The organism is Pelagibius litoralis, from assembly GCF_011683915.1.
GTDB lineage: Bacteria > Pseudomonadota > Alphaproteobacteria > Kiloniellales > Kiloniellaceae > Pelagibius > Pelagibius litoralis.
In genome coordinates, this window is record NZ_JAAQPH010000027.1 from 59,399 (window position 1) to 70,399 (window position 11,001).

Annotated in this window: 8 protein-coding genes; 6 read left to right on the top strand and 2 right to left on the bottom strand. The window is 62.7% G+C overall.

Annotation, left to right across the window (positions count from 1 at the left end; genetic code table 11):
• Positions 1-71: 71 nt before the first annotated feature.
• From HBA54_RS25100 to HBA54_RS25125, 6 genes are all read left to right on the top strand, one after another.
• Complete coding sequence (locus HBA54_RS25100) at positions 72-911, top strand: PstS family phosphate ABC transporter substrate-binding protein (protein ID WP_167230200.1); 840 nt, start codon at positions 72-74, stop codon at positions 909-911.
• Positions 912-934: 23 nt separating this feature from the next.
• Complete coding sequence (locus tag HBA54_RS25105) at positions 935-2,371, top strand: sensor histidine kinase (RefSeq protein WP_167230202.1); 1,437 nt, start codon at positions 935-937, stop codon at positions 2,369-2,371.
• Between the two features lie 152 nt (positions 2,372-2,523).
• Positions 2,524-3,564 carry a cytochrome-c peroxidase gene (locus tag HBA54_RS25110; protein ID WP_167230204.1) on the top strand — a complete coding sequence of 347 codons (1,041 nt, stop codon included), beginning with the start codon at positions 2,524-2,526 and terminating at the stop codon, positions 3,562-3,564.
• 292 nt (positions 3,565-3,856) lie between these two features.
• Complete coding sequence (clpB, locus tag HBA54_RS25115; RefSeq protein WP_167230206.1) at positions 3,857-6,448, top strand: ATP-dependent chaperone ClpB; 2,592 nt, start codon at positions 3,857-3,859, stop codon at positions 6,446-6,448.
• Positions 6,449-6,477: 29 nt separating this feature from the next.
• The gene (locus tag HBA54_RS25120) at positions 6,478-7,128 is read left to right on the top strand and encodes a flavin reductase family protein (RefSeq protein ID WP_167230209.1); all 651 of its coding nucleotides are present in this window, start codon (positions 6,478-6,480) and stop codon (positions 7,126-7,128) included.
• Positions 7,129-7,287: 159 nt separating this feature from the next.
• Entirely contained in the window at positions 7,288-8,169 is an 882-nt protein-coding gene (locus HBA54_RS25125; protein WP_167230212.1) for a dienelactone hydrolase family protein, read from the top strand.
• A gap of 71 nt (positions 8,170-8,240) precedes the next feature.
• Here the strand turns inward: HBA54_RS25125 and HBA54_RS25130 are convergent, their stop codons facing one another.
• Positions 8,241-8,870, bottom strand: coding sequence for a LysE/ArgO family amino acid transporter (locus HBA54_RS25130; RefSeq protein ID WP_205944905.1), 630 nt, complete (start codon positions 8,868-8,870; stop codon positions 8,241-8,243).
• A gap of 185 nt (positions 8,871-9,055) precedes the next feature.
• A complete protein-coding gene (locus tag HBA54_RS25135; RefSeq protein ID WP_167230215.1) occupies positions 9,056-10,552 on the bottom strand; it encodes a M23 family metallopeptidase in 1,497 nt (498 codons plus the stop codon).
• Between the last annotated feature and the right edge of the window lie 449 nt (positions 10,553-11,001).

The window sequence follows — 11,001 nt, forward strand, 5'->3', positions numbered from 1 at the left end:
AGTCATTAATTCAATATAAAATAGGCAGAGCATATAATCTTAATGATTATTATTTCTAGGATTTAAAGTCTATGTGGGGTCTGCCTGATTTCAGTATCCTTCGGACGAGCCTCGCTCTTGCGGCTCTGCTGTCGGCCGGCTTTGCCGTGCCTCCAGCCGAAGCGGCAGGCGGCCCAGTGCGAATCGGTGGCACAGGTTCGTCAATCGGTCAGATGACGCGAATGGCCGAAGCCTTCGTTGAACAACACCCTGACATTGCCGTTGAGGTTCTGCCGAGCTTGGGAAGCTCCGGTGGCATCCGTGCCCTGGTGGACGGTGTCATCGACATTGCCGTGGCGGCGCGTCCTCTGAAGCCGGACGAGGCTGCGCAGCGGCTTGAAGCCGCGCCCCTATCGCGCACACCCATCGTTATGGTCAGTTCCTATCCGCAGTCCCAGTCGATTGCCGCCGATGATCTTGCGCGCATTTACGCCAATCCCGGAACCAGGTGGCCGGACGGCACGCCGTTGCGCATCATTCTGCGGCCGAAGTCCGACAGCGACAGCGCCTTTCTTAGAGAGCGCTTCGAGGGCATGGAGGCGGCGCTGAAAGAAGCCCGCTCGCGCCCCGAGGTGCCCGTCGCCACCACCGATCAGGAAAATATTGCGCTGGCCAGCCAGGTTGCCGGTTCGTTGACGATCGCGAGTCTGGCTCAAGTCATCAGCGAGCAGGCGTCGGTAACCATCATGCCATTCGATGGCATGACGCCCAGCCTGGAAACCCTGGAGAGCGGCCGTTACCCGTTCTACAAGGAAATGACCATCATCACGCGCGAGGACAGCTCTGAGGCTGTCGGCAGTTTCATCGCCTTCATAGGCTCGGAACGGGGTCGGCAAGTGCTGCGCGACACCGGCAGCCTGCCGCTTCGCTAGGCAGGCGACAGGCTCAGCGGAAAATGCACGATCGTGATCAGATTGGCCGGCTGCGCTACATCATGCACCGCCTGGCCATCATCATCAGCCTGGTGACGATGGTTTCCTTGCCGCTCGGCTATGCCGTGGTGTCCGGCAGCAGCCAAGGGGACGAGTTGCATCATCATGCTGAGATCTCGGCTGAGCAGTTGGCGCAGTACATCTATGTCCACGGGGCGGTCTGGCCCTATGCCAGAGAGCGGCTGAGCGAGATTATTGCCGCAACCCAGCTTCGCAATACAAACCTCTGCCAGACTGTAACCCTGCCCGACGGTCGGGAAGTCGTGCAGTATGGAATGCCGCCCGGTCAGCCTGTCCAAAGCCGGAGCGCTGGTATCGTTGTGAACGGCGTGCAGGTCGGAACCGTAACGGTTGAATCGAGCCTCAAGCCGTTGTTGTTTCGGACCATGATGGTGGCGTTCTTTGGCTTGCTTCTCGGCGCCAGCGTCTATGTTGCTATGCATCTGCTGCCGCTTAGTACGCTGGACAAGGCTCTCGATGCTCTCCAGGAATCGCACAAGAGAATTGAAGCGCACGCCACCGAGACCGACTATGCCTATGGAGAGTTGAAACGCCAGTACCGGCTCGTGGAGGAAACGACGCAGGAACTGATGAGGGCGCGCGATCAGGCATTGTCCGCCGACCGCGCCAAGTCGGCTTTCCTCGCCACTATGAGTCACGAGTTGCGAACGCCACTGAACGCGATCATCGGGTTTTCCGAGATAATGTCGAACGAGATGTTCGGCCCGCTGGGCGACCGCCGCTATCGTGAATACTGCAAGTCCACCCGTGACAGTGGCCTGCATTTGTTGGCCGTCATCAACGATGTCCTGGATATCTCGAAGATCGAGGCCGGCAAGCTTGATCTGCATTGCGAAGAACTGGAACTCCGGGAACTCCTGGAGGACTCTTGCCGTCTGGTGCGGGGCAAAGTCGAGGACGTTGGGGTCGCGCTCGAACTGGTTTCTCCCGCGGTGTCACTGCCTGTTGTCTGGGTGGATCCGGTGAAGGTAAAGCAGATCGTCCTGAACCTTCTTTCCAATGCGCTGAAGTTCACCGCACCCGGAGGGAAGATCGTCATTACCACCGGCGCGCTTTGTGACGAGGGAGTGTACTTCGCCGTTACCGATACGGGGATCGGCATGGACGAGGCGGAGGTCGCCCTCGCCTTGCAGCCGTTTCGCCAGGTCGACAACGGTCACGCCCGCAAGTACGAGGGAACGGGGCTCGGCCTGCCCTTGGCCAAGGGCTTGGTCGAGCAGCACGGCGGGCGCCTGGAGATCGAGAGCAATCCCGGCCAGGGCACGGCGGTAACGGTTATCTTGCCGGTGAAACACGCCAGGGGCGTGATCCCATCGGTTCCGATAAAGGAAAACGCGATCCCCGTCTCGAGCGTCCGAGCCAGCAGCCAGGCCGTCTGAAGTCAGCCCGTTCGCACGCGATGCCGCCACGGTAACGGGGCACCGGTCATACGCAGAATTGCGACAGCTTGCCGCAGTTTAGAATTGATGTAAATCAGCGACCTTGACCATTGAATTTGAGAGGTTTTCTCCAGCAACCCAAGGAGATCTGGATGAAACACCTCATTTCAACGCTCTTCATTTCCGCATGCATGGTGAGCGCCGCAGGAGCGAGCGAGTTGCGCGATACCGCCCTGGAGTATTTCAAGCCGCTACCCTCGACAATTCCCAGCGTGAAGGACAATCCGATCACGCCGGAAAAGATCGTCCTGGGTAAGGCGCTGTTCTTCGATCCGCGGCTTTCGGCATCCGGGGTCTTCAGTTGCTATTCCTGTCACAACCTCGCAACCGGTGGCGACGACAATCTTGAAACCTCGATCGGCCATGGCTGGCAAAAGGGGCCGCGGAACTCGCCGACGGTACTGAACGCGGTCCTCAACGAGGCGCAGTTCTGGGACGGCCGGGCCGAAGACCTGAAGGCGCAGGCCAAGGGACCGATTCAGGCCGGTGTCGAAATGGCGAACACGCCGGAAACCGTCGTGGCGACACTGATGAGCATGCCGCAATACACCGAGTGGTTTTCTGCTGCCTTTGCGGAAGATGCGAAGCCCGTCAGTTTCGATAACATGGCCAAGGCGATCGAGGCCTTTGAGGCGACACTGATTACGCCGAGCCCCTTTGATGCCTTCCTGAACGGCGACGATGACGCGATGACGCCGGAAGCGGAGAAAGGCCTGGCGCTTTTCGTGGATAAGGGCTGTGTCGCCTGTCACAGCGGCGTCAACCTCGGGGGGCAGGGTTACTATCCCTTCGGCCTGATCGAAAAACCGGGCGCCGAAATTCTGCCGCCCGACGACAAGGGGCGCTTTGCCGTTACCGAGACGGTTGACGACGAGTACGTGTTCCGGGCCTCTCCGCTGCGCAACGTGGCCGTGACAGCGCCCTATTTTCACTCGGGCAAGGTCTGGGACCTGAAGGTGGCAGTACAGGTCATGGCCGAGTCGCAGCTTGGCGAGGCACTCTCGGACGAGGAAGCGGACTTGATCGTGGCCTTTATGGATAGTCTGACCGGTTCGGTTCCCGAGGTGACGGTGCCGGTCCTGCCGGCGGAGACCAGGACGACCCCGCGCCCGACCGCCGAGATCCTGCGCTGACCCGGGCCTTACCCTGTGCCGGCGGTGGGCCTTTGACCCGCCGTCGGCGCGGGGAATGAGGGGGGCCTCGGACCGTTTGGAAATATTGAGGATTATCGGCGAAAATAGCGGCTTGAAGGGTCTTGTGTCTTTTTTGCAACAGCCCATATGTTCTAAGGATGCCGGGCTGTTTGGGCCGGCGTCCCCTAGGATATAGGGGCCCGCGCGTGCCGCTGGGACGGGCGCGATGGGTGCAGTACCATGGAACAGCTCACCTGCATGCCGCTCACGGGTGTGGGAGAAGGGGATATAGATGGATCTCGATCGCTATACGGAACGCTCGCGCGGATTCCTTCAGGCCGCGCAAACGCTCGCCAACCGCAAACACCACCAACGCCTGACGCCGGAACACCTGCTGAAGGTGTTGCTCGACGACCAGGAGGGTTTGGCGCAGAAGTTGATCCAGTCCGCCGGCGGCAAACCGGCGGCGGCGGTAAAGGCGGTCGACGCGGCGCTGGCCAAGCAGCCGAAGGTGGAGGGTGCGGGCGCCGGGCAGCTCTATCTGGCGCCGGAGACCGCCAGCCTTTTCGAGCAGGCGGAGAAACTCTCCGAGGAGGCGGGCGACAGCTACGTCACTGCCGAGCGCATCCTGCTCGCCCTCTCCATGCAGGTCGGCAGCGATGCGGCCAAGGCACTGGACGCCGCCGGGGTCGCACCCAAGTCGCTGAACCAGGCGATCAACGACATGCGCAAAGGCCGGCGCGCCGACACCGCGACGGCGGAAGACCGTTATGAGGCGTTGAACAAATATGCCCGCGACCTGACCGAGGTGGCGCGTGAGGGCAAGCTCGACCCGGTCATCGGCCGTGACGAGGAAATCCGCCGCACCGTGCAGGTGCTGTCGCGCCGCACCAAGAACAATCCGGTGCTGATCGGCGAACCCGGTGTCGGCAAGACCGCCATCGTCGAAGGGCTGGCCCAGCGCATCGTGAACGGCGATGTGCCGGAGACCCTGAAGAACAAGCGGCTGATGTCGCTCGACCTCGGCGCCATGGTGGCCGGGGCCAAGTTCCGCGGCGAGTTCGAAGAGCGCCTGAAGGCGGTGCTGCAGGAGATTTCCGAGGCCGGCGGCGAGATCATCGTTTTCATCGACGAGTTGCACACCCTGATCGGCGCCGGCAAGGCCGAGGGCACCATGGATGCCTCCAACATGCTGAAGCCGGCGCTGGCGCGCGGCGACCTGCATTGCGTCGGCGCCACCACGCTGGACGAGTACCGCAAGCACATCGAAAAAGACGCCGCCCTGGCGCGCCGCTTCCAACCGGTTTTCGTGCCGGAGCCGAGCGTCGAGGAAACCATCTCGATCCTGCGCGGTCTGAAGGAGAAGTACGAGCTGCACCACGGCGTGCGCATCACCGATTCGGCCATCGTCTCGGCGGCGACCCTTTCCAACCGCTACATCGCCGACCGCTTCCTGCCGGACAAGGCGATCGATCTGGTCGACGAGTCGGCCAGCCGTCTGCGCATGGTGGTGGACTCTAAGCCCGAGGCGATCGACGAGCTTGACCGCCGCCTGGTGCAGATGAAGATCGAGGAGAACGCCCTGCAGAAGGAGAGCGATAAAGCCTCCAAGGAGCGGCTGGAAAAGCTGACAAAAGAGATCGCCGATCTGGAAGCCCAGTCGGCGGAACTGACCGCCCAGTGGCAGGGTGAGAAAGACAAACTGGCCGGCGCCCAGAAATTGAAGGAGCAGCTCGACCAGGCCCGCGGCGAACTGGAGATCGCCCAGCGCGACGGCGACCTGAACCGGGCCAGCGAGCTGAAGTATGGCGTCATTCCCGGCCTCGAAAAGGAGCTTGAGGAGGCCGAGGGCGCCCAGGAACACCGCATGCTGAACGAGGAAGTGACCGACAGCGATATTGCCTCGGTAGTGTCGCGCTGGACCGGCATTCCCGTCGACAAGATGCTGGAGGGCGAGCGTGAGAAGCTGCTCTCCATGGAAGGCGCCCTGCGCCAGAGCGTGATCGGCCAGGAAGAGGCCATTGTCGCCATCTCCAATTCGGTGCGCCGGGCGCGCGCCGGCCTTCAGGACCCCAACCGGCCGATCGGCTCCTTCCTTTTCCTGGGGCCGACCGGCGTCGGCAAGACCGAGCTGACCAAGGCCCTGGCCCGCTTCCTCTTCGACGACGAGACGGCGATGGTGCGCCTGGACATGTCGGAGTACATGGAAAAGCATTCGGTCGCGCGGATGATCGGCGCGCCGCCGGGTTATGTCGGCTATGAGGAGGGCGGCGCCCTCACCGAGGCAGTACGTCGGCGGCCCTATCAGGTGGTGCTCTTCGACGAGGTCGAGAAGGCGCATCCCGACGTCTTCAACATCCTGCTGCAGGTGCTCGACGACGGACGCCTGACCGACGGCCAGGGCCGTACCATCGACTTCCGCAACACCATGATCATTCTCACCTCCAACCTGGGGTCCGATATCCTGGCCGCCCAGCCGGAGGGTCAGGACAGCGAAGAGGTGCGCGGTGCAGTGATGGAGGTGGTGCGCGGCGCCTTCAGGCCGGAGTTCCTCAACCGCCTGGACGAGGTGCTGCTGTTCCACCGTCTGACCCGGCCACAGATGACCGGCATCGTCGACATACAGTTGGTCCGTCTCTATGCCATGCTGGCGGAGCGCAAGATCACCCTGGAACTCGACGAGCCGGCCAAGGTCTGGCTGGCCGACAAGGGCTACGATCCGGTCTACGGCGCCAGGCCCTTGAAGCGGGTAATTCAAAGAGAGTTGCAGAACCCCTTGGCCAGCTTGATCCTGGAAGGCAAGATCGGTGACGGCGACAAAGTGAGCGTCAGCGCCGGTCCCGAGGGTCTGGCAATCAACGGCGAGATGGTTGCCGCGGCTTGAGGCCGGCGACAGCCTGAGAGGGGAAGTCGATGTTCTATGATACCCGGATCGGCGATCACGGGCTGCCGCACAATCCTTTCAAGGCCTGTGTGGTGCCGCGGCCGATCGGCTGGATCACCTCGGTGAACGAGGCGGGGCAGGTGAACCTTGCCCCCTACAGCTTCTTCAACGGGGTGGCCGGCGACCCGCCGGTGGTGATGTTCGCGCCGGGCGGACGCAAGGCCGACGGTCCGCCCGACGGCTCCAAGGATTCGCTGGCCAATGTCGAGCGCATGAAGGAGTTCGTCTGTAACGTCGTGACCTGGGATCTGCGCGAGGCGATGAACCAGACCTCGGCCCCCGCGCCGGCCGGGGTTGACGAGGCTGCGGTCGTCGGGCTTGAGATGCTGCCCTCGACCCTGGTGAAGCCGCCACGGGTGAAGGCCTCGCCCATTCACATGGAATGCCGCTACCTGCAGACGGTCGATCTTCCCTCCGACGATCCCAGCGCCCGTAACGCGGTGGTCTTCGGCCAGGTTATCGGCATTCATATAGACGAGTCGGTGCTGAGCGACGGCTTGGTCGACATGGCCAAGCTGAAGCCCATCGCCCGCCTGGGCTACATGGACTACACCCGGGTCGACGAGGTTTTCGCCATGTCCCGGCCGTCCTGGCCGATCAGCCAGGATGCCGCCGATTAGGCTTTTCTAAACAAGGCCCTTCTCCAAGCATCGGTTGCCTGCAGGACAAGACTGCGTGACACCGGTGATTGCCCCTTCCTGATTGCTTGATACTGCCGCTACTCTCTGGGTCGGATAACGGATCGTCCGTTTTGGCGAACAGGCAGAGGAGACAGGGAGATGGGTAAGGAAAAGATCGATCATCGTGTTTATGAACTCTACGACGCGTATTGCCACGGTCGGCTGAGCCGGCGCGAGTTTCTGGGGCGGGCTTCGGCCATCACCGTGGCCGGCGTTTCCGCCTTGGCAATGGCCCAGGCCATGCTGCCCAACTATGCGGCGGCGGAGACCATTTCCTTCAACGACGAGCGCATCAAAGCGACCTATGTAAGCTACCCTTCGCCGGGGGGAACTTCCGGCGAGATGCGCGGCTATCTGGTGCAGCCCGCCGGAGAAGGTCCCTTTCCGGCGGTGCTGGTGATCCATGAGAACCGTGGCCTGAACCCCTACATCGCCGATGTCGCGCGCCGTGCGGCGGTGGAGGGCTTTCTGGCCCTGGCACCGGACGGTCTGTCCCCCATCGGCGGTTATCCGGGCAACGACGACGACGGTCGCGCGATGCAGAGAACCCTGGAGCAGCCGAAGCTTCTCCAGGACATGGTGAACTCCGCGCGCTTCGTGAAATCCCATGCCCTGTCGACTGGCAAGCTCGGCGCCACCGGGTTCTGCTGGGGCGGCATGGCGACCAATCATCTGGCGGTGGCTTTGGGGGAGGATCTCAATGCCGGTGCGCCTTACTATGGCCGCGCGCCGGAAACCGCCGACGTGGGCAAGATCAAGGCGGCTATGGCGATTCACTATGCCGATGACGACGCCCGTGTGAACGCCACACGGCCGGACTACGAGGCTGCCTTGAAGGCAAACGGCGTCGACTTCGCGATGTACTCCTATGCCGGAACGAAGCACGGTTTCCACAACGATTCGACGCCGCGTTTCGATGAGGCGGCGGCCCAGTTGTCGTGGGAACGCACCATCGCCCTTTTCAAAGCGCAAATGGCCTGACGCCATCATGGCGGCACAACGTTTCGGGACCGGCGAAGGCCGGTCCCGTCCCGATGCCGTCGCAATCGGTGTCAGCCGCTGAGCTGGCTGATGACCAGACTGATGGCGATGGCCGCCATGACACAGCCGACGAAGGCGTCGAGCAGGCGCCAGGATCGCGGGTTGGCGAAGAAGGGGGCAAGGCGTCTTGCGCCGTAGGCGAGTCCGTAAAACCAGATCGCCGAGGCCGCCATGGCGCCGAGCGCAAAGGCGAGCCGTTCCGTGCCGACATACTGGGCGGCGATCCCGCCCAGCAGGATGACCGTGTCGAGATAGACATGCGGGTTCAGAAGGCTGAGCGCCAGGGTGGTCAGCAGCGCGCCGCGCAGGTTGGCGCCGGGCGCTTCACCGTTCTCCGGCGTAAGGCTGCCGGGCTTCAGGGCGGCGTGGAAGGAGCGCAGGCTGTAGGCGCCCAGGAAGGCAGCGCCACCCCAGGCGGCGATGTCGGGCAGGCTGGGTACGGCCTGCAGCAGGCTGGCGAAACCGCCGGCGCCGAGCGCGATCAGGCCCGCATCGATGACACAGCAGAGGGAGGCGACGGCAAAGACATGCTGGCGCCGCAGCCCCTGGCGCAGGACATAGGCATTCTGGGCGCCGATGGCGATGATCAGGCCGGCGCCGAGGCCGAGGCCCGCGATCGCCGCCGTGATAACGGTGGTCATGATTCGAAGACTCCGCGAACGCCCTTACCGCTGTATTAACGGGACAGGGCGGTTGAAACCGGGAACCCGAGCGGCCTCACCCATAAAGGCGAGGCGGCCTTAGTCTCGGCGTCGCGAGCGTTTTTCCAGGTGGCCGGCGATCAGAAGACAGCTTTGTATGACCGGTCAGATCCTCAGGGTCTGCTTCAGCACTCGTTGTCGGTCGCTGAACCCTGCTCGATGGGCTCAGCCTCTTCGCAGGCGCGCTGCACCATCAGGATGCCGCCCATGGCGATGGCCACCTGGCGGTCGATCTCGGCGCGGCGGGCGGCGAAGTCGGCCATCTCGTTCTTCTTCAGCTTATCGCCCCGGGGCAGCGTCACCTTCAGGGGATTGACCTGCTTGCCGTTCAGCACGACCTCGTAGTGCAGATGCGGACCGGTCGAGCGGCCGGTCGTGCCGACATAGCCGATGATCTGGCCCTGCTTCACGCGGACACCGGCCTTCACACCCTTGCCGTAGCGGCTCAAATGGGCATAGGCGGTCTTGTAGCTGGAGCCGTGGCGGATGCGCACATACTTGCCGTAGCCGCCGTTGCGTCCGGCTTTTTCGACCACGCCGTTGCCGGCGGCATAGATCGGCGTGCCGCTCGGCGCGGCGAAATCGGTGCCCTTGTGCATCTTGGAATAGCCCAGCACGGGATGCTTGCGCATACCGAAGCCGGAGGAAAGGCGGGCGCCGTCGATCGGCGTGCGCATCAGGGAACGGCGCACCGAAGCGCCTTCGGGCGTATAGAAGTCGGCGTCGCCGTTGGCGCGCTCGTAGTGATAAAGCTCGGTGCGGCTGCCGGAGAGTGTCATGGTCGCGTAGAGCAGTTCGCCGGTACGCACCATGGCACCGTCCTCGTCGACGAAAATCTCATAGAGGAATTCGAACTCGTCGCCCTTTTGGATTTCCCGCTGAAAGTCGACGTCATAGGAGTAGGCGCGAATGGCTTCGGTCAGCACCGGGTTGGGCACGTTGACCTCGCGCGCGGCGACCGAAAGATTGGACTGGATGGTGCCCTGCGCGAAGGCGAGCTGCCGCGCAACGGGCCGCTCGACCACTTCGGCCGAGAAGTCTTCATTGGCGTCCAGGCGGCTGATCTGGATGTCGCGGTCCAGCGAGGGGCGGAAGTTGACGGCAAGCAGCGCGCCCAGGTCCTCGGAACTGCCCTCTTCCTGCTCGGCCGCGAAGGCCAGGTCGATCTCCTGGCCCGGCATCAGGCGCCGGGCGCTGAATACCGGCTCCATGGCGGTGACCGCTTTATGAGCGTGGGCCGGTTCGACGCCGGCGCCGATCAGCAGTTTCATCAAGGTGTCGCCGCGGGCGACGGTAATCTGGCGGGTGATCGCTGTCGGGCCCGCTTCCGGCTCTTCCAGGGCTTCGGCCCCATCTTGGGTAGGAAGCGTCAGTGCCGAGGCCCGGGGCAGGGCGGCCTGCTGCTGATCCAGCGGCGATGCGCGCTCACCGGAAGCCGGCGTTACCAGGTCCTGCGGAGTTTGGGTCGGGGTTTGGTCCGGACTTTGCGCCGGACTCTGAGCCGCTGCAGGCGCCTCGAAGGACTGGGTTATCTGGGCGTTCGACCAACTGGCGGCGACGAATCCGCCGACCAATGGGATGGCAAGAATCGCAGGAAAGCTGACCCTTTTTGCGAATCGCATGAGCGATTCGGGTCCGGATTGACTGTTCGTCACGATGTAATGATGCTCCGCAACTAGAAGATTTTTCTTGAGGCCCCCCGTGGCCGGCCACGACGGTGGTGAATGTCTTACCACCTAATCGTTAACTAATTCCTGAAAATCGCTGATTGTACAAGGGCTTGTCAACCTCAAACACGGTTAACGGCCCAGCTATGACACAGCTGTACCGAAAAACTTCCCCAGTCCTTAAAATTCTTTTCACAAAGGGTTTGACAGTCGGCCTGGGGGGGCCCTATAACCCGGCCTCCGCGGCAGCCAAGGCCCCGAGCCAAAAGCTGCCGCTCTGCTGTTTGACATTGTTGATGATGGAAGGGATACGCGGGCGGCGGGCTTGTTGTTGAGCTTGGATTGTCTGGGGTTTTGGTGTTTTGGCACTGGGGCCTTTTGATGTTCGCGTATTCGTAATATAT